This is a genomic window from Saccharothrix sp. AJ9571 (assembly GCF_021725495.1).
Taxonomy (GTDB): domain Bacteria; phylum Actinomycetota; class Actinomycetes; order Mycobacteriales; family Pseudonocardiaceae; genus Amycolatopsis; species Amycolatopsis magusensis.
Window position 1 is genome coordinate 5,626,406 of record NZ_CP091382.1, and the last position, 25,837, is coordinate 5,652,242.

A 25,837-nucleotide genomic window follows, 5' to 3' on the forward strand; every position below is an offset into this window, starting at 1 on the left:
GGCCTACGACACCGGCGCCGGGCTGACCCCGCACATCGTCGTCATGTCCTGGTCCCGGGATCCGGGCGCGGTGGCGATGCCCGGCCACACCGGCCCCTTTTCTTTCAGCACAGGGTCCGGTTCCACCCGGCCCACCGTTTCCTTCCACGCCTCCAGCCAGAGACCGGATTCGTAGATCTTCACCAGGAAACCATTGATCACGTCCCTGAAAGCAACATCGCAATGCTTGATCGCGATGCCGTAGAAGTCATCCCTCATCCGCTCGTCCAGGATTCTGATCTTGTTGTTGATGTAAGCCTGGGATAGTTGGATGGTGCGGTCGTTGAAGGTGACGTCTCCGTCGCCACGTTCGAGCGCCGCGGTGAGTTCAGTCGCGCTGGTGAACGTCACCATCTTCGCAGTCGGGAACCTGGTTGCGATCAGTTCGGTGGCAAGTTTTTCGCCGGTGGAATTTTTCGCGACGATGAACCTTTTGCCGGCGAAGTCTTCGCTGCTGTTGATCGTTGTGTCCACTTGCCGCACGGCGAATCCCTGACCGGACAACAGATAAGGCCCGGCGAAGGTCATGCTCTCGGCGCGTTTTTCGGTGATGCTGTACGTGTTGAGGACGGCATCAACATGCCCCCCTTTGACGAGCGGCTCACGCGTCTGGGTGTCGACTTTTTGTAACGTGAGGTTCGGCGCGCCCAGGTATTTCGACAGCAGGTACGCGAGCGTGGCGTCAAACCCCTCGAACAGCCCGCTGACGGGACTCTCCTGGGACAGCAGCGGCGTATTACCCGAAACCCCGATCCGCAGACCGTGCTGCCCGATTCTCTTCGCGGTGTCCGAGACGGTCAGGTCGGCATCGGTGGCTACCGGGCCTCGGGCGATGATCCCCTGCGATCCACCGCTGTCCGGCAGCAACTGGTTGCCAGGGTCACTCGGCGGCGAACAGGCCGCCATCGTGACAACGGCCGTGATCACGGCCAGGCAGAGCCGTAACAATCTCGGCATGCATCCTCCTCGACTAGTGACGCGCCACAAGCACGTGTCAACACCGAACCCGGTGCGCAAACCGCCGCCACCATGTCCGACGGCGTGAACAATCAACCGTGGAGTCGCAGGAACGACACCACTTCGGTGGCCACCTCGGTCACCAGAAAACAACTGCCTACAGCGGACAGCCTTTCGATCCGGATCGATAACGCCAGTGCTGGATTGAATTGAATGTGCACCACACAGTGCGGGGTGCTCGGGGACGGTGGTTCGAGCAGCAGAGCGCGGTAACCATCCACCGAAGTCTCTTCGAATTTCGCGCTGCTGATGGGATCTTCGGCAGCCAGGGTCTTGATCGGGGCGTTGCTGTTCTGAGACAGCGTCAAGGTCAGCTTCGCATTGTCTTTGACCGTCCACTCGCAGGTCGAGATGTCCCCGTGGTTGTACGGAGTACCGGACGACGCGAGCAGATCGCGCTGGTACTCCGACGGAAGAGCCAGACACGGTTCGGCGACGTACTGCCGCGCGTCCACTCTCGCACTGACGCCCGTTTCCGCAGCCACCGACCGTGGTGCCGACGTACTCGGCGGGGGCGCCATGCTCGAGCTATGTACAGGCCCGTCGAACGAGCAGCCTGCGAGCAGGACCACCATCGCGGTGACCGCCGCCCACACTCCGGGCCGTCGTTCGCCATCGCGTTGCCCGTCAGCGCGGGCGAGCGCTGCCCGCAGGCCGCGTGGTGCGGCGGCGGCGCTACCGCGGCGGTGAACCCGCGCGGCGACGATGCTGGAGCCGGGTGTCTGCATGGCATGTCCTTGGTGGTCGCTGGCGCCGTGGTGAATCTGGTGTGGACGATGCGCGCGGAAGGCGCCTCTGAAGTGAGGTCCTGACGGCCGCCGGGGCGGCGATGGCGATGCGCTGTCGCCGGGGGCCGTCCTGCGCTGCGGGGCGCGTCGATCTGCGTGGGCGGGCGCCGCCCGGTCAGCCTGGCGGGGCAGCGTCGCGGGTGAGCACCGTCGCCGTGACCTGGATCGCCAGCCGCCCGCACGAACCCGGATCGGGGGCGTGATCGACCCGGCTGCTCAGCACCGGCGCCCCGCGCACCGTCTCCGCGTACACAGCGCAGTCGCTCGCGGTCGGGGTCGGCGTCGGCGTCGGAGCAGGGGAAACTTGCACGGCCCGATACGGCGGCAGCGGCACCGGCTGAGGGACGACACCGGGTGCGCTGTGCGCCGCCGCCAGGTGATCGATGTCCGCGCGGCCGCCGTGCGCGATGGCCACCGTGAGCTGCGGGCCGGGGCCGGCGACCCGCGTCCACCGGCACCGCGAGTCCGCCGGGCCGTGCTCAGCGTGCCCCGGCCCCAGACCGAGACCAGCGCGCTCGGCCCCGGTCAGAGCGCTACACGGGTCACTGATCAACGATCCGATCGGCCTTCCCGCGGGCCTGCCACCCGATGGTGCGTCGCTGCCGAGGGACACCACGCCCACGCCTGCGGCCACACATGCGACGCACAGAAGCGCGCCCCCAGCTCGCTGCATGGGCCTCACCGGAGCCCTCCTTGGCTCAGGCCGGGCGCCGTCTCCCGCTCGGGCACCGTAGCCCCGGGCGGCACCTCCGGTACCACGAACGGGCCCAAGACCGCGGTCGTGGTGTTCCAGCGCCCCACCGAAGGACCCGTGATCAGCTGCGCCGGGTGCTGATCACCTGAGGACCCCTTGCGAGCCCTGGAGCAGGTGGGCAGATCCGGCAAGGAGTGCTCGGCGGGACAGCCGAGGTGGGCCGACCAGCGGACCGCGGCACAGCCGAGGTCGGTGGACCGCTGGACCGCGGCACGCACGCGCTCCTGGCCGGTGCGCCACGACATGCGGGCCGCCTGGAGAGGCCGCAGCCTCCCGGCCCGCGCCCACAGCGGATCGCCGGGGAGAACTGCGGAAAGGGAGTTGGATCTCATCATCCTGGGGTCTTTCAGGTGTTGGCACAGCTAATGGGTGCGGTGGCGGGCCCGTTTCCTGGGGGGATGGGGACGGCCCGCCACCGCAGCTCGTGGATTAGCCGGACGTAGTGCCCAGCAGTGCGGTCGCCGCAGCCGGAGCGTGCTTGCGGCTGCCCCAGACGACCTCGCGCGCCCAGGCTTGCATCGCCGGACTCGCCATGAACTTGCTCCCGGGCGGAACCTCGTTCTCGGCGATGGACGACCTGATCCAGGCCTGGAGCACCGGGTGGGCGAGGTGGGTGAACACATTGGGGCCGCCGCAGACCATGCCGCGGGACACCGAGCCACCCAGCACGTGACGCCCGTGCACCTTTTGCAAGGAACCGCTGCCCGAATCACCGGCGCACGGCCCGATTCCGGGCCCGCCGTCCAGGCACACCTCGCCTGCGCCGATACCGGCGCCCGCGCAGGCCGCGGCCGGCACCTTCGCCATCGGCGCGGTATGCAGCCATTCCGCCGGCGAGATCCAGTTCTCCGGGTCCGGATCCGTCATCCCCCAGCCGATGACCTCATGCGCCACTCCGGCATGCGGGAGCCGGATATCGATCGGCTTCAGGGTCGTGATCGGCTTGTCGAGCTGTACCAGCGCGGCATCCCAGACCATGCCCTTGTATTCGGGGCGGGGGTCGGGAATACCCCAGTTCCATCCTTCGGGCACCACGAACGCGCGCACGCCGCGAACCTCACCGTCGTGCTCTCGGTGTAGCGACCCGATGCGCACCTGGTAGTTCGACGGATCCTCGGGGTCCGCCAGCGAACTCGCCGGCGCTCCCCACCACTGTGCTGACCTCGCGGGATTCTCCGCGGTCGACGGGGGCTGCACAGTCACACAGTGCGCCCCCGTTACCGCCCACTCTTCTTCGATGAGCATGACGCCACAGCCGTGTTTCGGCCCGTCCGGCGTCAACAACTGCAACGAGCCCGCTGCCGAATAGTCGCCTTGAGCGGGCACGCCACCCACGACCGCGGTTGCGGGCGCCGCGGCCAATACCGCGACCATGGTCACGACCAGGGCCGTGACCCACTTTCGTATCATGATTACCCCTGAAAGTTCTGCCGAGCGCGCAATGGCGGCCGACATCGTGAGCTCACAGAGCTCTTGTGGAATAAGAGACTGAATCTAGGAATCAGTCTATTCAGCGCACCATTAAATCAGCCGCAGAAAGGGCAGCTATGTGCGGATTATGCAAATGCCGGAGACGAGCCTCGGCAAATATTGAATGGACCGGGCAACCGCGCGGATGTCTTCTCCTGGCGAGCCACGGCTGGCCGGGCTGGTCTTACTGATGTTCGCACCAATGAGAGCCTTCTGGTGGTGTGCAGAAGGTCAATCTCCACAGGTGGCCGGACGTTTGCTGCGGGTGTCAGCGGGCGCGACCCGCACCTCGCGCCGGGTAGGCGGCGGGGCGGTGTAGCTATGTCCACGCCGAGGGACGATAGCGACCATCTGGATCAACAAGGGGGACACAGTGTCCCCCTACCCGAATGGACTAATTCCGGGAGACGCCCAGTCGCATGGCCAGACTGCGCAGGGGAGTGGACAGGCTGAGCTCCTGCTCCAGCAGTTCGTCGACAACCTGGCGCGGTAGCGTCTGGTATTGCAACCAGTCCGGCGCCATCGATTCAATGGCGAGCACGGTGTTCAGAGCATCAGCTGTGCGCCCAAGCTTGAGCTGGGCCATGGCCACGTCAGCAAGGTGGCGAGCGCGGGTGGCCAGAGGCAAGGTGGTGTCGTGCCGCAAGCGCGCGGCAACGGACAGCGCGGTGCTGTATTGCTCCTGCACAACCGCACAATCAACGGCGATCATCGCCACCTTCGCAGGCCCAAACGTGCTCTGGTGATCAGTACGTTCGTATCCGAGTCTGGTGGCCGTTTCGATCGACTCTTCGAGCAGATCGTCTGTGTGCGTAGAATCCTGGTCTCGCGCTGCCGCCGTCGCCGCAGTTACGTTCAACAGTCCATAAGCGGCCAGTTGCGATTCGGAGGTCCCTTTGCCGGGTTTCACGTCCCGGCCGGCGCGAATTGCAACGTTCTTCGACTCTTCGTACCGGCCCTGGACAAGAAGCTGCCACGAGACACTTATCCTCATTGCGGCGTAGAGAAGCATATCTTCACTGTTCCGGGCTGCCGCGATAGCTTCGCGCACGCCCAGCCAACCAGCGTCGGGCTGCCCAAGGTGTACCAGCGTGTCCGCGGCCGCCTGGTAGCCGCGGGCGAGTAGCCCGGCTGCTTCGTGAGCATCGGCTGGCGCCACCGAATGGTAGGTCGCCCGAAGCTGCGCGAGACTCGAGGGAAGCATCTCAGCGAGGAGTTCATACCGTCCAGCCCAGTACGAACCCCAAAGATATTCCACTGATCGCCGCGCGTCGCGCATAGTGAGCGGTTCGCCGTCAAGTAACTCGACGTCAAGCAGGTCGTCGACCGGGGTGAGCGCCCGACGTAAGTCAACGACGCCACTCGCTGCAGCAGGCATGGACTTCCGGCCGCCCACAAGCTCTTCTATGGGCAGGTCCAGGGCTTTCGCGATTTTTTGCAAAGTTGGGATCGACGCCGTCTTACGAAGGCCGCGCTCGAGCTTCTGCACGATAGAGATCGATACACCTGCACGATCGGCGAGCATCTTCTGCGTGAACAGTTTCCCGCGCGCCCGCCTGATTCGAGCCCCGATGTCCATCTGGTCGTCCATGGCACACCCTGCCTTCTCCGCACGGAAGCCCCCACAGGGCCGAAGTAGCAGTTGTGCACCCCTGCGGGGGTTGTGAACGCATGGTACCAGCCGAAAGTCTCCTCGCGCGCTGTGCTGATCGAGCAGTACCGCCCGAGTGGGCGGGGTGCAATCGACCTGTTACTGCCAGATTGACCCATTCGGGTAGGGGGACACTGTGTCCCCCTTGTTGATCCAAATCGCGTCTACCGTCTTCCGGCGTGAGCAACAAGGACGCCAACCCAGCACAGGCTTGGAGCCAGGTGTGGACCGTGCCCGCCGAAACCCGCAGCGGACGCCCCGTCACCTTTGAGGTCGGCCTCCTCCCCACGGCCGAAGGCCACCGCGTCGGAACAAGCGTCGGCAAACTCACCGATCCGGTCAGGTTCTCCCCGGAGAACGCCCGGCTACTGCTGTCCAGCGTGCAGGAGGCCGTCGACGGCGCCCATCAACAAGACCACACTTGAACAGATCAGCATTGTCCGGAAGCGCACGTTGACGCGTGCCGAAGAAGCAGGCCACCGCTGTGTGGCCGTTCCAAACTGACATCCACGAATCGAGCGCTATGTCTCCATCCCGAAAGACTGTGATGTGGCCGTTGGCAACTGTGGCGACAGCGGCTGCGGCGTTGTTGGCACCGCGCGTTGTGGACAGGCTTCGGCGCACGCTGAAGTGCCCTGGCGGTTTTGCCTCTCCTGGGACGAGCATTATATCGTCGAGCCGGTCGGCGAGCGACCATGAATTACTGCGTGCGGTTGCTGATGTGCTTGATGGTGTTGCAGCGGGTTCGTCTGCGCGTCCTCGGCTGAGCGTGGATGTGAGCGGAGATCCGGAGCTTGCGTCGATTCTGGAGCGTCTGAACGGGGCGCTGATGGCGGTCGTGGCGCAGGTGAGGGCAGAGCGCGCGATGACTGCGGATCTGGCGCGGAGTTGGCAGGATGGCGGGCATCTGCTGCAGCAGCGGGCCGAGAGTGTGGTGAAGAAGTTCGGTCAGCATGCCGAGTTGCTCGATGTACTTCTGCCGTTTGGTCCGATCGCGGCAGAGTTGGCTCGGCGCGGGCAGAGTGTCGCGGTGCTGCTGGGTCAGTTCCCTGGGCAGCAGTGGAACGAGGCGTTGCCCTTGGGCGATGCGGTCCGCGCGGCCGCAGGCCGAATCCAGGACTTCACGCGGGTGGACGTCACTGCCTATCCCGGTGTGCATGTGGCGGCCGAGGCGGTCGAGCCAGTGATCCATGTGCTTGCCGAGCTGCTGGACAACGCTGCGAGGTTCTCACGACCCGCCTCTGACGTCCTCGTGACCTTTGATCAGGGCAGCGCGGGGTGGACGGTGGTCATTGACGATCACGGCACCGGCGTGCACGAGGACGATGCGCCGGATGTGGCGCGGCGGCTGCAGCGTTCCAGCTGGCGCAGTGTGGCTGAGCTCGGCAATCCTCCACGTCTGGGCTTGGCGGTGGTGTCCGCGTACACCCAGCGTTTTGGGGGTGTTGAGGTGCAGCTGACGAAGTCACCGAAGCAAGCGGGGATGCGGGCGCAGGTGCAGATCCGGTGGGTTCATCTGCGTACACCGGATGGCCGCCCGGCACGCCCCGCGGTTTTCGAGGTGGCTGAGCCGACTGGTGGTTCCCCTCCCGGTGTGGCGTCGGGTCCGGGATCGGCCACGCTGCCGAGGCGGACGCCAGGACAGCATGAGCCGGATTTCGAGCAGTTCCCGTCGCGTCGCGGGGTAGCAGGGGCACCTGGCCCTGGGGGAAACAAGCCGGACGGCGGCACCTATTTCGATGGGACGTCGGGTTCGGCCGCGCTGGCAGGGCGGACGCCAAAAGGCTGCGAAGACGAACCCGAACCGCTCTCGCCGGGTCGCGATGAGGTCGAGCAGAGCGGGGGAAACCGGGTCAACGGTGAGTGGCTGGGGGACTTCTTCGGCCAGCGTGGTGGCGCTGAGGCACAGCTCTCCCCACTACCAATAGACGAGACGCCGGCAGGACGTACCGGGAGCGAGCATAAGGGGGAGGGCGATGACTGAGATCGCCACTGATGACGGAGTGCGCTCCTTTCGCGCCATCACCCGTATCGACGCGGTGCGGGCGGTCGTGGCCGCTTCTGCTGACGGGGTGAAGTTCGCACGCTCGGAGCAGGTGAGCGTCGACCAGGCCGACATGCTGGCGTCCTGGGCCTCATCGATTCGCGGCCTCGCTCACGCCATCGGCAGACATCCCTGCAGCGGCATCGAGCAGGCCTTCACCCAGACCGTGGTGGAGTTCGGTGACTGCCTGGCGTTCGTGCGGGACGCGGCCAACAGGTCGCTGATGGTCGTGCTCACCACCAAGCCGGTCAATGCCGCCAACCTCAGTGTCGCGATGGACACTGAGATCGCGGCTCTGGGCGGGAACCTGGCGGTGCCGGGGCGAGCCACGACGCCATGAACGGGCACGACGACCTGGTGGCCCGGCCGGTGCCCTTGCATGTGGTCACCGGCGGCCGGGATTCGCCACGCCCTCGAGCGTGGCGGCCGGAGACCGTGTTCGTCGCCCGCCCGGGAGCCGTGCTGGCCGACTCGACGTCCCCGGAGCGACGCAAAATCGTCGAGCTGTGCCGCAACCCACTGGCGGCGGTCGAGATCGCCGCGTACACGCGCCTGCCCACCAGCGTGGTCCTGGTGCTGGCCTCGGCACTGGTTGACAACGGCGTGCTGAGCGTGCGCACGGCCGCCCGCACCGACGGACCGAGTACTGATCTGCTGGAGAGAGTGCTGGATGGCCTACTCAAGCTCTGAATCTGGCCGCGTGGATTATGTCGCGGACACGGTGACCGAATCGGTGAAGATCGTGATCGCCGGCCCGTTCGCGGTCGGGAAGACCAGCATGGTGGGCGCGGTGTCGGAGATTCCGCCGCTGAGCACCGAGGAACCGCTCACGGTGGCGAGTGTGGGGGTCGACGACCTGGCTGGTCGGCCCGATAAAACCACCACGACCGTCGCGCTGGACTTCGGCCGAGTCACCCTGACACCACGAATCGTGTTGTATCTGTTCGGCTTGGCTGGCCAAGCCCGGTTTCTCTCGATCGCCGAGGAGACCGCTGTCGGCGCCGTCGGTGCCGTCGTCCTGGTCGATCTACGGCGATTCGACGAGTGTTTCCCCACGGTGGACATGGTGGAGCGGCTGGGTCTTCCCTTCGTGATCGCGGTCAACCGGTTCGAGGGCTCACCAGCTTGCTCCCCGGAACAGATCGTTGACGCTCTGGGCGTTTCGGGCCGCACGCCGGTCGTCGCCTGCGACGCCCGCGAGCGCGACTCCTCGGTGCACGTACTCGCCACGCTCACCCGATTCTCGTTGGAACTCAAGACCGCCGGAGACCGACAATGACTACCTCCGCAGCTGCCCTGGACGCCTTCACCGGCTTGTCCTCGCTTCTGGCCACCACCCAGTGCGATGACCCGAGAGCGGCCTATGACGCGTTGAGGGAGAGGTGGGGCAGCCCGGTGGTGCCCGTCGAACTGGAAGCGGGCGTTCCCGCGTGGCTGGTCATGGACTACGACCTCATCCAGGAATTGACGACGAACGAGGCGCTCTACTCCCGCAATCCGGTGCGGTGGCGGCATTACCTCAACGGGCAGGTCAAGCCCGACTCCGGGCTCGGCCCCATGATGTTCCCGCGGGACAACGCCTATTTCGCCGACCACGCCGAACACCGGCGCCTGCGCGCACCCCTGGTCGAAGGTCTGGCCCGAACCAGCGAATACGACCTCGACGACATCGTGCGCGCCACCTGTGCTCGGCTGATCACGCGCATCGCTCACGCAGGCACGGCTGATTTGGTCGCCGATTACGCCGCCCAGGTGCCGATGCTGACCGTGGCCGGCCTGTTGGGGTTGAGCCCGGAGCAAAGCGACGAGCTGCAGCGGTGCCTGATTGCCTTGTTCGGGTCTGGCACGGACTCCCAGGCCGGTAGCCGCCGACTGGACGAGATGCTGTCCGGGCTCATCGCCGAGCGGCGCGCGGTACCGGCCGCGGACCTGACCACGACGTTCCTGCAACACCCGAACCTGCGCAATGACAGCGAAATCCAGCAGTCGATGGTGCTGATGCTCTCGGCAGGGTGGGAAACCACTACCAGCTGGATTGCCCACACCTTGCGCCTGCTCATGACCGACAGCCGATTCGCCGCCCGCCTGTATGGCGGCAGCCTGGGCATCGACGACGCGCTGCACGAGGTGCTGTGGGGTGACTCGCCGATGGCGAACATGCCCGCGCGCTACGCCACCGAGGCGCACGGTCTGGGAGGCCAGGCCATCGCCGCCGGGGACCCCCTCATCCTCGGTCTGGCCGCGGCCAACACCGACCCCGCGGTCTGCCAACGCGATTCCTGGACAGCCGCGGGCAATCGAGCACACCTGGCCTTCAGCAGCGGTCGCCATGCCTGCCCGGCGACCCAGGCGAGCCGCATCATCACCCGCACCGCGATCACCGTGGCATTCACTCACCTGCACGGCCTCAAGCTCACGATTCCCCCGGACGACATCCCGCGCCATCGGTCGCCGTGGACTCGCAGGCCAGCGGGCCTGCCGTGTGAGTTCACGCCCAACCCCACCATCGACCGCACAGGGGAGACATCCGATGCCCGATAATTCCGGCACAGTATCCCTGGCCGACATGCCGTTGATCGAGCTGGACCCCCTCGGCGGGGACCACCACGGCGACGCAGCCCGCCTGCGCGAAGCCGGACCGGTCGCGCGGGCCGGATTGCCCGGGCGGGTCGAGGTCGCGGCCGTCACCCGCTATCGCGACCTCGTGACGCTGTTGCGCCACCCCGGCGTCAGCAAGAACTACCGCAACTGGAGCGCCTACCAGCGCGGCGACGTCGGCCCGCACTGGCCGCTGTGGGGCATGGTCGGGGTCGACAACGCCGTCACCGCCGACAACGGCGAGCACCGCCGCCTGCGCGACCCGATCGTCACGGCGCTCACCCGCCGCCGAGTGAACGCCTTGCGCTCGCAGATCGAGGCGACCATCAACAACCTGCTCGACGACCTTGCCTGCACCGCGAACTCCAGCGATGGTGTCGTGGACCTGCGCGCGGACTTCGCTTACCCGCTGCCGATGGCCACGATCTGCGACTTGATCGGCGTTCCCCACGCCCGGCGCGGCGAGCTGCGGGAAGCGGTCGCGGAACTGTTCCGCACCGACCGCACCGTCGAGCAGGCCGCCGACACCCAACAACGCCGCCACCAGCTGCTCGCCTCGATCATCGCCGAGCATCGCGCCACCGCACCCGACGACATGACCTCGAAACTGCTACAGCTACAGGACAGCGGAGACGCCGCGCTCAGCGGTACCGAACTGACCGACACCCTGTGGTTGATGGTCACCGCCGGACACGAGACCACGCTCGGCCTGACCACCAACGCGATCCGTGCCCTGCTTACCCACCCCGACCAGCTCGTTCTCGCACGCGACGAGGACCGCTGGGACCTGGGCGTGGAGGAAACCCTGCGCTGGGACCCGCCGATCACCAACTTCCTCGCCCGCTACCCGCTGCACGACATCACCATCGCCGGCGTCCGCATCCCCGCCGGCACGGCCGTGATCGCCCCATACGCCGCGGCCGGTCGCGACCCTGAAGCCTACGGCGACACCGCCGAGCAGTTCCTCATCCACCGCACAGGCCCCACCACCCTGTCCTTCGGCAGCGGCCCGCACATGTGCCCCGGCACCGCCCTGGCCCGAAGCCAAGCCACCCTCGCCCTCAAAGCTCTCTTCACCCGCTTTCCCCACCTGGAACTCGCCGTCCCGGTCACCGAAGTACCACCGGTGCCGTCACTGTTTTCCAACACTGCCGCCACGCTGCCGGTGTACCTGCGCGCGGCCGCGGCACCCAGACCGGCGTTACCACCTGCGGCGTCCCCGCGCTGACCCACCGACCACACGACGGCCCGGCGGCGCGTCCCGCGCGCTACCGGCGTATCCGGCACGACACGAGCAGGACCATGACCACGACCCACGTCGGCGGCGCGACCCCGCCGTCCGCCGACCACCCCCACGACGACCTTCCCGGCGCCAGCCACACCTCGGACACGGGCACGAACACCACCGCCCAGGACGAGCAGGCCGCTAGCTTCGTCGCCGGGCAGGCGCCGACCGAGAACGCACCAGCCACGGCCAGCGCCGTACTCCCGGATCCCCGCACGGTGGTGGTACTCGCGACCGCCGGGGATCCCGACGTCGCTACCCGGATGCTCGGGGCCGCAGCGGCAGTGCGGTCTCTGGGGCTGCCGGTGCGCACGGTGCTGATCAACACCGGCTCGCCCGCCCCCTTAGCCTCTGCCGGGCACCCGCCAGCGGAGGTCGAGGATGCGCGGACGGTCGCCGCGGCGGGCCTGTGCTGGGGAGCTGCGGTGGCCCGGGGACTGGCCTACGCCCGGGACGTGCGGGTGGACACGGTGGTGCTGCTCGGCCCCGACGAACCCGCCGATGACCCCGCATCACCGGGATCATCGGACTTCGCGGCCGCGGTGACCCGACTCGAGGCGCAGAAGAAACCCGGCGTGGTGTGCTGTCCGCAGGCCCGGCCGTGGTGGCAGGATCCGCTGTCGCTGCACGTGCTGCGGCCGCTGTGCCTGCCCGCGCTCGGGTTCGCCCCCCTCGACCCGCCGGGTGCCACGCTGGTGCTCTCCGCAGCGGCGGTGACCGCCGCGCTGCAGCCGCGCTGGGGCCTGGACCACATCACCGGCCTGCGTCCGCACGGACTGAGCATTCTCACCGCCGCCCGCCACGCCGGGCTCACCGTCTCCCAGAACTCCGCACGCCAGCCCGTGGCCGGTCACTCCCGCCTCGCGGATTCGCCCAGCATCAGCCGGGGTGTGTTCTCCGCGGTGCTGCCTGCCGCGCTGCGTTTGTGCGCACTGGCGGTCCCGGCTTCCCGTACGTCGCTGCCCGCTACCCGCCTTCCGCTCACGGGCGCTGCCGTGTACCCGCCTCCGCCCGGCATGCTCCCCCAGCTCGCGCAGCGCTGCGCCGACGAGGCACGCGCCGGACGAGCCGCCGCCGACACCTGGCCGGAACCGCTGGTGACCGCCTGGCGTCGGGCCCACGCCCCCCGAGCCGACGTCCCCACCCTCATCGATGGCCTGTGGCCGCCCTATCTGCGCTGGCTCACCTCCTGGTACCGCGACGCCGCTGATGTCGCGTGCGCCGACCCCACCCAGGTGTTGGACCACTGCGTCGCCCGGGCCGAGCGCGCTGCCAAGGACTTCCTCGATGCCATCGTCCTCGGCTCCGCAACCCGCACCCGGGACGGCCGGCGATGACCACGCACCGCCCCCAGACGAGAACATCCCCAGCGTCCGCCGCGCCGGACGAACCCGAGCCCGCGCTGTTCCCGCTAGAAGTGGTCACCGACGGGGGCCGCAAGAAAATCGCCGATCGCTACTACCAGATCGAGGCGGTACAGGCCCTCAGCGTGGGCTTGCGCACTGGCGGCCGCGGGCAGTTGCACTCGGCGTGCGGTACCGGCAAGACCGGGATGTGCCAGCGCACGGCGGAACTACTGTGCCCGCACGGGGGAGTGGTCGTCATCCTCTGCCCCTCCCTCGGCTTGATCGCCCAGACCCTGCGCGAGTGGAGCCTGACCAATCAGAAGCACTGCGCGCTGGCGGTGTGCGGGGACGACACCATCTCGGACTCGGTGGTCACCATCGAGGATCTGCCCTGCGCGGTCACGACCGACCCCACCGAGGTCGCCGGCTGGCTACGCGTGCCCACCAGCGCGGGACTGCGCCTGATCGTCGGCACTCACCGCTCCGCCCACGTCATCGGCGCGGGCCTGCAAGCCACCGGCCTCGTCGCGGACGTGCTGATCGTCGACGAGGCTCACCGCTCGGCCGGCCACACCGACAAACACACCGCGCTGGTACACGACGACGACCGCTTGCCCGCCACACGCCGCCTGTACGCCACCGCTACCCCGAAAATCATCGGCGAGAAAGCCATCTACCGCTACCGCCACGGCCGCGCCGGCGGGGGCACCAAGACCTTCGCCAAGCAGATGATCGGCATGGACGACGAGCGGGTTTTCGGTCCCGTGCTGTACAACTACCCGTTCGCCCAGGCCATCGACGACGGCTACCTCGATGACTACCGCCTCGTGGTCATGGGGGCCACCCGCCGGGAGATCGTCGAGCACCTGGCCGGACTGCCCCGCGGCGCCGTCGCCGGTGCCTCCCGCACCGACCTGCACACCGCGATGGTGCAGACGGTGCTGGCCAAGGCCGCCGTGAAGTACGGCATGCGGCGGGTGCTGGCTTTCTGCAACCGGGTCAACGAGGCCGCCGACTTCGCCCGCACCATGAACCGCACGCTCGCCGCGCTGCCGCCGGCGATGCGCCCCGATCGGCGGCTGACCACAGCTTACGTCCACGGCGGCCTGAGCACCGCCGAGCGCGAGAAGCGCCTCGGGCAGCTGACTTCCCCACCCGATGACGGCTGGACCGTGGTGTCCAACGTCCGCTGCCTGACCGAGGGCGTGGACGTGCCCACCATCGACGGTGTCGTGTTCACCCACCCCAAGCACTCGATCAACGAAATCGTGCAGGCCATCGGCCGCGCCCTGCGCCGAGACCCCGAGGGCACCGGCACCGCCACCATCCTGGTGCCCATCCTGCTGCCCGACGACCCCGGCGACCTCGACGAGACCGACGTCGCTGACTACCGGCTGCTGTGGCAGGTCGTGCGGGCGCTGCGCGCCCACGACACCAAACTCGGCACCACCATCGACCGCGCCGAGCACCCCCGCAACACCCCGCGGTACTACTACGACGACAAGCCCCTCGAACACATCCACGTCACCCTGCCACCGGGCTACGACGACGGCACGTTCCTGCATCACCTCACCGCGAAGCTCATCACCTCGGCGCGCAGTCGCTGGTGGGACGGCTACGCCGCGCTCACGGCGTTCCACGCCGAGCACGGCCACGTCCTGGTTCCGCACGACTACATCACCGCGGCCCCGCAGGAGTACAAACTCGGCGCCTGGTCCGAGCAGAATCGGGCCCTGTTCAGGCAAGGGCAGCTTGCCGCCGACCGGATCGAGGCCTTGGAGGAACTGGGTTTCGACTTCCTGCCCCGTGCTGCGGAGTGGGCCGCGGGGCTGCGCGCGGCGACGGTTTTCCACGCCGAGCACGGGCACCTCGAGCCGGTGCGGTCACGGCGAGTGCAGGGCGTCGAGCTGCTGGCGTGGCTGGACCGCCAGCGCGCCGCCGCGGCGGCGGGGGAGCTGGCCCCATCCCGCCACGCCGATCTGGACGCGCTGGGTATGCGGTGGTCGGCGAAGAAGGAATCCTTCGCCGATCACGTTGACGCGCTGGCCGGCTACCGCCGTCGCCACGGACACATCGACATCGCACCCGACCCCGAGACCACCGATGGGCGCCTGGGCTCCTGGTTGGTGGAGGTCCGCATCCAGCGCAAGATGGGCAAGCTGACCGACGCCGAGATCGCCTCGCTCGACGCCCTGGGCATGCGGTGGTCCGCTCGCCCGGCCGTGTCCGTCGTCTTCCAGGCAGCGCCTGGCTGACCAGCGCGGAACTGCTTCAGCCCCGTCACTCCCGTCCACACGCCGCTCGCCCCGCCCGCCGCGACAAGGGCGAGCGGCGCTGTACTTCCCGCGAGGACATTGCCGCTTTGGCCGCCAAGAAGCACCGCACCTACGCCGCACCCCCCGCCGCGCAGCAACCGCTGTTCGCGGCCACCCCGGCGCCTGCCCGGGTCACGACCATGACCGGGTTCAGCGACCGGGCCTACCAGCTCGACGCGGTGAGCCACATCGTCCACCGATTGCGCGGCGGCGGCCGCGGCCAGCTGCGCGCCGCGTGCGGTACAGGCAAGACGAAGATGGCGAAATGGTCGGCTGACCGGCTGGTGCCCGACGGCGGCGTCGTGGTGATCGCCGTGCCCACGGTCGGGCTGGTCGCTCAGACCCTCGCCGCGTGGGCCGAGGGCGACGACGACCACCGCGCCCTGGCGGTGTGCAGCGACGACTCCGTCGCGGCCGACAACTACGGCACCACCGAGGACATCCTCGAACCGGTCACCACCGACTCCGACGTGGTCGACGCGTGGCTGCGGATGGACAACACCGCCGCCGTCCGGCTCATCGTCGGCACCCACCTCTCCGCCCACGTCATCGGCGCGGGCCTGCAGAAGGCCGGCGTCGTCGCCGACCTGCTGGTCATCGACGAGGCCCACCGCAGCTCCGGTTGGATCGGCAAACAGACCGCGCTGCTGCACGATGACGAAGTGCTGCCCGCCGCGCGCCGGCTCTACATGACCGCCACCCCGCGCGTGTGGGACTCCAGCAAGACCACCGCCTCGGCCACCTACAGCATGGACGACGAGCGGATCTTCGGCCCCGTGCTGTACACCTACCCGTTCTCACGGGCGATCGACGAGGGCTACCTCGACGACTATCGCCTGGTGGTCATCGGCGTCACCCGAGCCGAAGTGCTGGCGGTCCTGCGCAGCACCGAACGCCGCACCGGCGCCCGATCCCGGCTACCCGACGAGCACACCGCGATGGTCCAAGCCGCCACCGCCCGCGCCGCCGCCGAACTCGGGCTGCGACGGGTGATCGCGTTCTGCCCCCGCGTCGCGGATGCCAGGCGATTCGCCGAGACCTTCCAGCACACCATCGACGCGCTGCCACCCCAACTGCGGCCCGACCGTCCCCTGCACGCCGCCCACGTGCAGGGCAGCATGAAACAATCCCGGCGCCGAGAAATACTGGAAGCGCTGGCGCAACCACCCCACGACGGGTGGACCGTGATCGCCAACGCGCGCTGTCTCTCCGAAGGCATCGACGTACCCACCGTCGACGGCATCGCGTTCACCGCGCCGAAGAAGTCCCCCATCGACATCGTGCAAGCCGTCGGCCGGGCACTGCGCCGCGACCCCGAGGGCAGCGGCACCGCGACCATCATCGTGCCGATCCTGCTCGCCGCCGAGGACAGCGGAGACGACGAGGCCATCGAGGCTGGTTCCTACGATGTGCTGTGGCAGGTGGTGCGGGGCCTGCGCGCGCACGACGACACCCTCGGTGGCGCACTCGACTCCCACCGCGGTGGCACGTCCACGATCGGCAGCGGGCTGGAACGCCTGGAGTTCCTGCTGCCCGAAACCCACCGCACGCCGCGGTTCGTCGAACACCTCACCATCCGGCTGGTCAAGTCGACCACATCAAAGTGGTGGGACGGCTACGCCCACCTCGCCGACTTCCACGCCCGCGAGGGCCACAGCCGCGTCAATCACGACCATGTCACCGACGACGGCTACCCCCTCGGCGACTGGGTCAGCGCGGCGCGCCTGGCGTACAAGCAGAACCGGCTGGCGCCCGAGCGCAGCGACGCCCTGCGCCGGCTCGGCTTCGTCTTCGATGCCCGCGCCGCGGACTGGGAACGCGGATTCGGTGTCGCCGCGGACTTCTACGCCGAGCACGGTCACCTGCGACCCCCCAGCAGGTATCGGCGCAACGGTGTCCTCCTGGCGAAGTGGCTGGGCAAGCAGCGCACGGCGCACGGCCGCGGCACGTTGCCTGCCGAGCGCAAAGCCCGCCTTGATCAGATCGGCATGCAGTGGGCCACCGTCGAGTTGTGGCAGCCTCGGCTGGCCGAGCTACGCGCCCACCACGTCGAGCACGGTCACCTACCCCACCCGAAACCCTACGAACACCTCTCCGGCGCGATGGCCAAGATCCGCGCCGCCCGCAAGCGCGGCGAGTTGACCGACGCGCTGATCGCCGAACTCGACGCCATGGGCATGAGCTGGCAGACCCCCGCCATGGACTGGTGGGACGGCTACCGCCGCCTCGCGGACTTCCACGCCCGCGAAGGCCACACCCGCGTCCCCCAGTCCTTCATGACCACCGACAACTTCAGCCTGGGCCTTTGGGTCGCGGCGACCAGGACTCTCCTCCGTAAGGGGAAGCTGGCACCTGACCAGCGCCAGGCCCTCGAGGCCCTCGAGTTCACCGTCGACCCCCGCCGCGAGACGTGGGAGCACAGCTTCACCCTCGCGGCGGCGTTCTACGCCGAGCACGGCCACCTGCGTGTCCCCGGCGGACTGCGCGTCGACGGAATCCACCTGGGCCAATTCATCCGCGCGGCACGCTCCCAGCACGCCCACGGCACTCTGCCCGCTGACCGCAAGGCCCGCCTCGACCAGATCGGCATGCACTGGGAACCCACCACCCGGTGGGACGAGACGGCCGCAGTGGCCGAGCAGTACGCCGCCGAGCACGGCAACCTGCTTCCGCCCAAGACGTGGCGCGGCCCCGGCGATGTCGACCTGCACAGGTGGCTGGCCCGCCAACGCACAGCCCGCGCCAACGGCACACTCGAACCCGAGCGTGCCGCCCGCCTCGACGCGGCCGGCATGCAGTGGCAACCGCCCCCGGCACGACCCGCTCCACGGCCGCGGCCCACGCTGGAGGATCGACTACCGCAACTGCACGCCTTCTATGCCGAACACCGACACCTGCCCGACCCGCACACCGACGCCGCTCTGGCCGCTGTGCTGAAAAAAATGCGCGCCGCCCACAACAAGGGCGAGCTGGCCGCACACATCGTCGACGCGCTCGGCGAGATGGGCGCCGCCTGGGCCCTGGCGACTGACTGGTGGGACGGCTACGACCAGCTCGCCGCTTTCCACGCCCGTGAAGGCCACTGCCGCGTGCCCACAACCCACGTCACCGCCGGAGGATTCGATCTCGGGGCCTGGGTCAGCAGCGTGCGCACGGCCTTGCGCACCGGCAACCTGGCCACCGACCAGGCCGAGGCACTGGACAAGATCGGCTTCGGCGTGGACATCCACACAGCCCGGTGGGAACACGCGTTCGCCGTAGCGACGACGTTCGCCGCCGAGCACGGGCACCTGGAGCCTGCCCGGGATTTCCGCCGCGACGAGGTCTCACTGCAACTGTGGCTGTACCAGCAACGCAAAGCCCGAGCCGCGAACACCCTCGACCCGGCGCGGGAAGCCCGGCTCACCGCCATCGGCATGCGATGGCACCACAAGAATAGCCATGCCTGGGACGAACGGCTCGCCCAGATCCGGGACTACCACGCCACCCACGGCTGCCTGCCCACCCAGACCAGCCACCCGGAGCTGGGGCGAGCCTTATCGAGGATGCGCACCGCCCGCCGGGAGGGCACGCTCGCTCAGCACATCGTGGACGCGCTCGAGGAGATGGGCATCGTCTGGGACACCGCGGCCGCGATAGAGGCGAGCTGGGAACGGGGCCTGGCCGCAGCTACCCGCTTTCACACGCTCCACGGCCACCTCGACGTCCGGCCCTCCGACGCGCTGCACTCCCTCGACGAAGACGAGGGATTCGACCTCTCGGGCTGGCTGAAGCGACGCCGCATCGACCGGCGCAAAGGCAAGCTCACCGACAACCAGATCAGCGTCCTCGAGGCGCTGAACATGGTCTGGGACGTCCACCAGGCCAGGTGGGACCACAGCTACACCGCCTGCGCCGCCTTCTACGCCGAGCACGGACACCTGCGTGTGCCGCGCGAGTACATGGCCCGCAACGCCCGCAGGGAGGAATACCGGCTCGTTACCTGGGTCGACCGCCAGCGGCAACAGCGCGGCAAACTCACCGGCGACCAGATCCTGAAGCTGAACGACATCGGCATGGACTGGGACCGGTCCACCTCGCGGTGGGAGAACAATCTCGCCGCGCTGCAGCGTTTTTACGACGAGCACGGTCATCTCAACGTGCCCGCCGACCTGACCAACGACGAGGGTGTCAACCTCTACGCGGTGCTCAGTATCTGCCGCGGCAGCCGCCGACGAGGCACTCTCGACGCTACCCGCATCGCCGCGCTGGAGGCGTTGGGCATCGACTGGGAACCCGGGAACAGCGGCGCGTGGGATCGCGTCCTGCGGACGCTGCAGGCCTACTACGGCGAACACGGCAACATCCTCGTTCCGCCCGAGTTCACCACAGACACGGGTACCGTCGTCGCCGACTGGCTGACGCTGCAGCGCAAACGCTATGCCCGCGGTGAGCTCACCGACGCCCAGATTGCGCAACTGAACGCCGTGGGCATGATCTGGCAGAAACGTGGCAGCCGATGGGCCAGGTCGCTAGCCGTGCTCACCGCAGTCCGCGACCGCTACGGCGACCTCAACGTCACCTACCAGCAGGCCCAGCGTGACCCTGAGGCCCGCCAGGCCTACAGCCTGCTTCACCGGTACCGCACCGACCGATCCCACGGTGCCCTGCCCGCCGACAAGATCGCCGAACTCACCGCACTCGGCATCGACTGGCGCTCTGGCTCCGAACGCGACTGGGATCACGCCATCACCAGGCTGCGCACCTACCGCGACACCGAAGGAAGCCCCAATGACATGGCCCGCACCTACGTCGACCCCGAGAGATTCAACCTCGGTCAATGGCTTCTGCGCGCTCGCACCAAAGCAAAAGAAGGGAACCTCTCCGCTTCTCAAGTCCAGGACCTCATCGACTGCGGAGTGCGCATCGGCACCACCCGCCCCCATCCCGGAAAGGACAAACTATGACCCCGCAACACTTCCAGGGGGACACCCTCGCCGCCTGCCTGCAGAACGCGATCGACTTCCTGCAGCGGCCAGGTAATTCCGGATACGTCACCGAGCCCTACCCCCGGATGCTGGACACGGGATTATGCGGGGTGGGTGAGCGTAGCCGGTGTAGGGGTGAGGCTGTTCTCGTAGTCGGTCGGGGACTTCTGTCCGAGGTGTGAGTGGCGTCGTCGGGTGTTGTAGCGGTGCAGCCAGCCGAAGGCGGCGAGCCGTGCTTCCCTTCCGGTGTCCCAGTTTTGGACGCCCTGGAGGGTTTCGCGTTTGAAGGAGGCGTTGAGGCTTTCGGCGGCGGCGTTGTCTGCCGAGCTGCCGACCGCGCCCATGGATTGGATCACCCCGGCGGTCCGGCAGGCGTCGGCGAATGCCCGAGAGCTGTATTGGGATCCGTGATCGCTGTGGAACACCGCTCCGGCCAGGCTGCCCCGTGTGCGTTGGGCGGCGTGCAGGGCGTCGATGACGAGTTCGGTGCGCATGTGGTCGGCGACGGCCCAGCCGACCAGGCGGCGTGAGCACAGGTCCATCACGGTCGCGAGGTAGTGGAACGTGCCGTCGGCGATGGGCAGGTAGGTGATGTCGCCGACGTAGCGGGTGTTCGGCGTCTGGGCGGTGAAGTCCCGTCCGAGCAGGTCCGGCGCCTTGGCCGCTGCCGGGTCGGCGGTTGTGGTGCGGGTGTCGGCGGCGCAGCCGCAGTCCGGCCAGACCGATTCCGCGCATGATCCGGGCGACGCGCTTGTGGTTGACCACGTGCCCGGTGTCGCGCAGCTCGGCGGTGATCCGCGGGACCCCGTAGGTGCCGGCCGAGTCGCGGTGGACGATACGGATGCTCGCCGCCAGGCGGGCGTCCGCCGCGGCGCGGGCAGCTCGATCCGGCGCGGTGTTCTTCCAGTGGTAGTAGCTGGACCGGGCGATCCCGATGACCTGGCACAACCGCTTCACGCCATGGTGGCGCTGGTGATCGTCAACGAACTGGAAGCGGTTCACTAGCGCGTCTCCCCGGCGAAATATTTGGCCGCCTTGCGCAGGATGTCGCGCTCCTTCTCTAGCTCACGGACCCGCCTGCGCAGCGCGGCGTTCTCGTCCTCCGGCGAGGTCGGCGCGGACACGGTCGTGGGCGTGGTGGCCTGCGATCCGGCGGTCTGTGCGTCGTCGAGCCGGATCCAGTTGCGCAGCGTCTCGTGGTTGACCCCGAGGTCCTGGGCCACCGGCTTGATCGTCGCGCCCGGCCGGGACCGGTACAACGCGACCGCCTCGGCCCGGAACCCGGGCGGGTAGTGCTTCATCACCATCTGAACGGGACTCCTGTCCACCCGGACCATCAGGATCCAAGTGTGTCTGGTGTCCAGCATCCGGGGTCAAGGCCCACCGTCATCGGCCACGAACAGGACGGCGTCGCCAGGGTGAGTCTGGTCCACCAGGATTCCCCGTCGCGGTGCATTCAGCCCAGCCCGTGACCGCGCGGCTCGAACAGACCCTCGCAGTCTCTGCCAGCCCGCTCGATCGCGGTCACGCACTAGGCTCTGCAAGCTCGAGCCTCCGCCGAACACGGCCAGGTCAACGACTCGTTCCGCCAGTTGTGTCGGCCCCGGTGGCCAAGGCGGGCAACACCTGGTCGCGGGTGTCCGCGACCTGCGAGGGCAGGCTGTATCCGAAGGGGCCGGATCGTCAACTGCAGCGGCTCAATCACTCCTACCAAAGCTCGGCATGGTCGCATGCCGGGAATTCTTGGCCAGGCCATGGGTGATCGCGCGCATCCCAGCCCGGTAGAGCTCTTCACGCGTGTGCTCGTCCGGCGCGAGGAACGTGCTCGGCAGGGCACTGCGCTGGGCGCCCGTCAGCTCCGCGCTGATCAGCCCGTGCATTGCGGTCCACAGTAGATAGGAGCGGGTGAAGCCGTCCTCATCGGACGCACCGGCCGGTGTCGCGCGCCTGAGGATCGAGGTGAGAGTGGATTGCAGCACGCTGTGCCGCATCTCCGGGTTCGGATCGAAGTCGGCGACTGGGCGCTCGAACATGAACGCGTACCGCGGCGGGTTTTCCAGGGCGAACCGGCGGTAGGCCAGTGCGAGTTCGAGGACATCCTGCTCGTGGTCATCGCTGCCCGGCGGCAGCGCGGCGAACACCGCCCCGAGTTGTTCAAAAGCACGTTGGTATAGGGCCTGGAGCATCCCGGCTCGTCCGCCGAAGCGGCTGTAGACCACGACGGTGGAGGTGTCGGCCGTCGCGGCGATAGTGCGCAGGGTCATCCCGGCCACGCCCTGCTCGGCCAGCACCTGGATGGCGGCCTGCAGGAAACGCTCCCTGGTCTCGGCGGCCGATCGAACCTTGCTGTTCCGTGCCGTCATGGTTCCCTGTTTCTGGGTGTGGTGACCGATTCCCGCGGCGCTTCGAACGCAGCGGGGCGGTCAGTGTGGCATTTCCTGTGTAGCCATCGCGTTACGGAGGTAGGGGCGTTGCGATGCGCTCGCGGGCGAGCCGCCCCCAGCCGAACCATGCTGAACGCCCCGTGTCAACGGCACGAGCCCCGTGAATGCCGGATCCAGGTAGACGTTGGCGCGTCACCGACCGTGCGTGACCGCGGCATCCCGCGTCGCGTGGGAACGCATTGTGCCCGCAGATGCGACTTGGGAGGGTGACACAGTGGACGGCTCGGGCGCGGTGCCGGTTTTCGGTGGCACAAGCTGAGTGCTGGCGTAACGCAGATCGAGGGCGGCCTGCATGCAGCCGGGGATCGACAGCGTGTGCAAGAGTACGCCTCCCTCGTAGAGACCGACCGCTTGCTGGGCACGAATCGGCCGGGCGTGGATGTACCGCGCGGTCGCGGGGGGAGGCCCGGGCGGTGCGGGGGGCCACTTCGGCTCCGGCATGCGCAGTAACGCCAGCGCGTCCTCCATCGTCGCACGGAGCGCGGACACGCGACCGCCGTGAATTGTCGCCACCGACTCACCGAGGTTGGTCCGCAGGTCAACCAGGTACTTCCCTGGGCGGGCAGAGACCTCGAGTTCCTGGTTCGGCGTGCGCGGGCCCCGATACCCGGCTCCGGTCAGCCCCGCGGTGGACGCGGCAGCAGTGTCAGACCATCGGCTCACAGGCAGCTCGCCCCCGCAGGGTGGCTGGCACCCCGGCAGGAAGCCGGGTGCCGCAACGTCGTCACCGAGTGCAGGTGTGACCGCGTACTGGCTGGGCGGTGCTCGGCAGGACGGCGACGTGGCAGGTGCGGTGCTCCAGCGAGGGTGGGGCAGGACTGTGGGGCGCGGGCCACGGCCCGGCCCCGGCGTGCACGGCGTCCGGCCATGGGTGTGCGCTCCATCTGCGCCTGCCTGGCGGCGCTGTCGGCCGCGTTCGTCGTGCTCCGTATCAGCTCGCGCACGTCCGCTTCGCCCCTGGCCTGCGCGGGTAGGGCTCGCGCCGAGACGGCACCGTCCCGGGTGATCGTCGATGGCTGAGCCCGTCGCAGGTGCCAGCACGCCGTTCTCCACCTCGCGTGCAGCGTCGCTGCCTGGGGCGCCGCGGCGGTGGCGAGCGCGTCTGCGGTGTGGGTGCGCGCCCTGAGGGCGCGGCGGGTCGCGCCGGACCCAGCGTGGCCCCGGCACCGCGCAAACGCACGTGGCGCCGGTGGTGAACAGGTCACGGCCGTGGGCGCGGCAGCGGCGGCGGCCGACCAGGCTGTCACGGATCGTGCCTGTCCAGTGTGCCGTGGGCGTCGTGCCCTCCGGCAGCGGGGGCACACGGCTGGGAGGGCGGTGACGAGTGCGGCAGGGCACCGGAGGTGTCCTGCCGCAGTGGATCAGCGGGCAGGTCGCTGGCTCCGGTGAGCGTGGCGAAGGATCGGTGGATACAGCGCACGGCACGAAGCCACCGCACGGCCCGCTCAGCGGGATCGACTCTGTCCGCCCAGGCGCGGATGACCGAGTCACCGGTCGTGCCTAGCGTGTGTGCCGCCAGTTCCAGGGCGTCGGCGCGGGTCAGCGGCCGCTCCGGCGAGGCCCAGCCGGCCAGGATGCAGGCCAGCAGCGTGGCGTCAAGGCCGGGCCGTAGGCCCAGCAGCGTGGCATCGAGGCTCGCGGCCCGCCGGGCGATGTCCCGATTGGACCGCCGGGGTGCGGCATCCGCCGGCTCCATCCGGAAGTGCAGCGCTTCCGTGCCCGCGGTGATTGCCTCGGAGGTGGCGGAGGGGCCGCGGACCGGCACCGTGCGGGTGGCCGGATAGCTGAGGATCACGAGTTCGCCCGGCACCGTGGGAATGAGGTCGGTGGTGGCGATGGTGTGCAGGGCCTGCAACACAGTGCGGCGCTGCTGCTCCGGCACGCGGGCAACGAGCGCGGCCGCGAAGGCCTCGGCCGCCGGGACGAGCTGGTCATACAGTGCCTGCCCGGCCGGGGTCAGGGTCACCGACACCGCCTGCCCGCGTGGGCTGCCCCCGCGGCGCTCCAGGACTGCGCGAGTGACCAGGTGCGTGACGGCCGTGCCGATGGTGGAGGGGGACGTTCCGAGGGCGTCACACAGGTCGTTCTGACTGCCCCCGGGACGGGCTGACACCGCCTGCAGCACCAGAAAGTGCGTCATGGTGATCGCGGGGGACACCGCCGTGCGCCACTGGCACGCGGTGTTCTGCCGGACACGCCGCAGCACGTCGATGAGGTCGAGTGCGCCGGGGGCCGCCGGGTCCCTGGAAGGCACCTGTCCGCTGCGGGAAGCGTCCAGGGCGAACTGGTGTGGCGTCACCGGCGTGGCTCCATTCCTGTTGATGCTGTCGACGTACCTTGGAGCGTTTTTCGGGGAAGCGCGCTCTGGGATTGGCTTCGTCGGGTTGCAGCAGTACTGCGTGGAGAAAGCGCGTCACTGACCTCGAGAATGAGTTCGGCAAACGCGGCCACTATCAACGCGGTCGACACGATGGTGATCGCGGCGCATTCGGCAATGGCACTCATGGCTGTGCCCTCACACGACCCAGACGAGCCGCAACGGACCGAACAATGCCCGGCTGCGGCCGCCGAGGTGGAACCGTGCCGAGGCCAACGCCCCCGCCGTACTGCTGCGGCGCGCTCTGGGCCAGGGCGACGGCGGGGGAGTGGAAGTCGGCGTTGTCGTAGGCGGGCAGGCTGTCACTTCCGCTGATCTGCGGCAGCAGTGTTCGCACGGCTGCGCTGGCGTGCTCCCATCTGACTCGCCATTCACGATCCCCACCGCCGCACCGTTCCCGCCACCTCGCCGCCTGTGCGGCCGCGGGCGGCACATGCGTCCCGAGGACAGTGCAGAGGTAACTGGCGTCGGCCTCGCGCAACACCAGTGGGTTGCCGTGTTCGGCGAGCACGCACGCCGCCAGAAACGCCGGGGTGTGGGTGGCGACCCCGCCGAACGCGGCCGAGACCAGAACACGGGCCATTTCAGGGGGAGTGATACAGGGTGTTATCGAGCACAGAGTCACGTTTTCCTCCATCCTCGCCCACCAAAAGCGTGGGCCGTCCTGAGCGGACGGTGCCGTTCCTCGGCCGTCCGCGTCCTGATCAGATTCTGGCGCCGGAGGAACCCTGCGGTTATGCTG

General features: G+C 68.6%; 19 protein-coding genes and 1 pseudogene. 10 read left to right on the top strand and 10 right to left on the bottom strand.

Annotated features, from left to right (window positions below; translation table 11 throughout):
• Nucleotides 1-3: 3 nt before the first annotated feature.
• The 6 genes from L3Q67_RS26075 to L3Q67_RS26100 all read right to left on the bottom strand — a co-directional run bounded on the left by L3Q67_RS26075 (nucleotide 4) and on the right by L3Q67_RS26100 (nucleotide 5,659).
• On the bottom strand, nucleotides 4-996 hold the full coding sequence (locus tag L3Q67_RS26075; protein ID WP_499184100.1) for a type 2 periplasmic-binding domain-containing protein: 993 nt from the start codon (nucleotides 994-996) through the stop codon (nucleotides 4-6).
• Between the two features lie 92 nt (nucleotides 997-1,088).
• The gene (locus L3Q67_RS26080; RefSeq protein WP_499184101.1) at nucleotides 1,089-1,784 is read right to left on the bottom strand and encodes a DUF3558 domain-containing protein; all 696 of its coding nucleotides are present in this window, start codon (nucleotides 1,782-1,784) and stop codon (nucleotides 1,089-1,091) included.
• Nucleotides 1,785-1,959: 175 nt separating this feature from the next.
• A complete protein-coding gene (locus L3Q67_RS26085; RefSeq protein ID WP_499184102.1) occupies nucleotides 1,960-2,259 on the bottom strand; it encodes a hypothetical protein in 300 nt (99 codons plus the stop codon).
• Nucleotides 2,260-2,522: 263 nt separating this feature from the next.
• Nucleotides 2,523-2,933 (bottom strand): hypothetical protein, encoded by a 411-nt coding sequence (locus L3Q67_RS26090; RefSeq protein WP_499184103.1) that lies wholly within the window; start codon nucleotides 2,931-2,933, stop codon nucleotides 2,523-2,525.
• A 94-nt stretch (nucleotides 2,934-3,027) separates the two neighbouring features.
• Nucleotides 3,028-4,053: a S1 family serine peptidase gene (locus L3Q67_RS26095; protein WP_499184104.1), complete on the bottom strand. Its 1,026-nt coding sequence runs from the start codon at nucleotides 4,051-4,053 to the stop codon at nucleotides 3,028-3,030.
• Between the two features lie 409 nt (nucleotides 4,054-4,462).
• Nucleotides 4,463-5,659 carry a helix-turn-helix domain-containing protein gene (locus L3Q67_RS26100; RefSeq protein ID WP_499184105.1) on the bottom strand — a complete coding sequence of 399 codons (1,197 nt, stop codon included), beginning with the start codon at nucleotides 5,657-5,659 and terminating at the stop codon, nucleotides 4,463-4,465.
• A gap of 239 nt (nucleotides 5,660-5,898) precedes the next feature.
• Between L3Q67_RS26100 and L3Q67_RS26105 the strand changes: the two genes are divergently transcribed.
• The 10 genes from L3Q67_RS26105 to L3Q67_RS26150 all read left to right on the top strand — a co-directional run bounded on the left by L3Q67_RS26105 (nucleotide 5,899) and on the right by L3Q67_RS26150 (nucleotide 20,253).
• Nucleotides 5,899-6,144: a hypothetical protein gene (locus L3Q67_RS26105; RefSeq protein ID WP_499184106.1), complete on the top strand. Its 246-nt coding sequence runs from the start codon at nucleotides 5,899-5,901 to the stop codon at nucleotides 6,142-6,144.
• A gap of 350 nt (nucleotides 6,145-6,494) precedes the next feature.
• Nucleotides 6,495-7,703, top strand: a complete 1,209-nt coding sequence (locus tag L3Q67_RS26110; RefSeq protein WP_499184107.1) for an ATP-binding protein — start codon at nucleotides 6,495-6,497, stop codon at nucleotides 7,701-7,703.
• A complete protein-coding gene (locus L3Q67_RS26115) occupies nucleotides 7,696-8,103 on the top strand; it encodes a roadblock/LC7 domain-containing protein (protein WP_499184108.1) in 408 nt (135 codons plus the stop codon). Before L3Q67_RS26110 ends, L3Q67_RS26115 begins: the two co-directional genes overlap by 8 nt.
• A complete protein-coding gene (locus L3Q67_RS26120; RefSeq protein ID WP_499184109.1) occupies nucleotides 8,100-8,453 on the top strand; it encodes a helix-turn-helix domain-containing protein in 354 nt (117 codons plus the stop codon). The genes L3Q67_RS26115 and L3Q67_RS26120 overlap by 4 nt, the downstream gene beginning before the upstream one ends.
• The gene (locus L3Q67_RS26125; RefSeq protein ID WP_499184110.1) at nucleotides 8,434-9,042 is read left to right on the top strand and encodes a GTP-binding protein; all 609 of its coding nucleotides are present in this window, start codon (nucleotides 8,434-8,436) and stop codon (nucleotides 9,040-9,042) included. The genes L3Q67_RS26120 and L3Q67_RS26125 overlap by 20 nt, the downstream gene beginning before the upstream one ends.
• 116 nt (nucleotides 9,043-9,158) lie before the next feature.
• The gene (locus L3Q67_RS26130; protein WP_499184111.1) at nucleotides 9,159-10,304 is read left to right on the top strand and encodes a cytochrome P450 family protein; all 1,146 of its coding nucleotides are present in this window, start codon (nucleotides 9,159-9,161) and stop codon (nucleotides 10,302-10,304) included.
• The gene (locus L3Q67_RS26135; protein WP_499184112.1) at nucleotides 10,294-11,589 is read left to right on the top strand and encodes a cytochrome P450 family protein; all 1,296 of its coding nucleotides are present in this window, start codon (nucleotides 10,294-10,296) and stop codon (nucleotides 11,587-11,589) included. Before L3Q67_RS26130 ends, L3Q67_RS26135 begins: the two co-directional genes overlap by 11 nt.
• Nucleotides 11,590-11,663: 74 nt before the next feature.
• Nucleotides 11,664-12,983, top strand: a complete 1,320-nt coding sequence (locus L3Q67_RS26140; RefSeq protein ID WP_499184113.1) for a hypothetical protein — start codon at nucleotides 11,664-11,666, stop codon at nucleotides 12,981-12,983.
• The gene (locus tag L3Q67_RS26145; protein ID WP_499184114.1) at nucleotides 12,980-15,247 is read left to right on the top strand and encodes a DEAD/DEAH box helicase; all 2,268 of its coding nucleotides are present in this window, start codon (nucleotides 12,980-12,982) and stop codon (nucleotides 15,245-15,247) included. Before L3Q67_RS26140 ends, L3Q67_RS26145 begins: the two co-directional genes overlap by 4 nt.
• 107 nt (nucleotides 15,248-15,354) lie before the next feature.
• A complete protein-coding gene (locus L3Q67_RS26150) occupies nucleotides 15,355-20,253 on the top strand; it encodes a DEAD/DEAH box helicase (protein WP_499184115.1) in 4,899 nt (1,632 codons plus the stop codon).
• A 122-nt stretch (nucleotides 20,254-20,375) separates the two neighbouring features.
• Here L3Q67_RS26150 and L3Q67_RS26155 read toward each other — a convergent pair.
• The 4 genes and pseudogenes from L3Q67_RS26155 to L3Q67_RS26170 all read right to left on the bottom strand — a co-directional run bounded on the left by L3Q67_RS26155 (nucleotide 20,376) and on the right by L3Q67_RS26170 (nucleotide 25,732).
• Nucleotides 20,376-21,581, bottom strand: a pseudogene (locus tag L3Q67_RS26155) (IS3 family transposase).
• A 390-nt stretch (nucleotides 21,582-21,971) separates the two neighbouring features.
• Nucleotides 21,972-22,637, bottom strand: coding sequence for a TetR/AcrR family transcriptional regulator (locus tag L3Q67_RS26160; protein ID WP_499184116.1), 666 nt, complete (start codon nucleotides 22,635-22,637; stop codon nucleotides 21,972-21,974).
• A gap of 1,324 nt (nucleotides 22,638-23,961) precedes the next feature.
• Entirely contained in the window at nucleotides 23,962-25,017 is a 1,056-nt protein-coding gene (locus L3Q67_RS26165; protein WP_499184117.1) for a MarR family winged helix-turn-helix transcriptional regulator, read from the bottom strand.
• Between the two features lie 202 nt (nucleotides 25,018-25,219).
• Nucleotides 25,220-25,732: a hypothetical protein gene (locus tag L3Q67_RS26170; protein WP_499184118.1), complete on the bottom strand. Its 513-nt coding sequence runs from the start codon at nucleotides 25,730-25,732 to the stop codon at nucleotides 25,220-25,222.
• Between the last annotated feature and the right edge of the window lie 105 nt (nucleotides 25,733-25,837).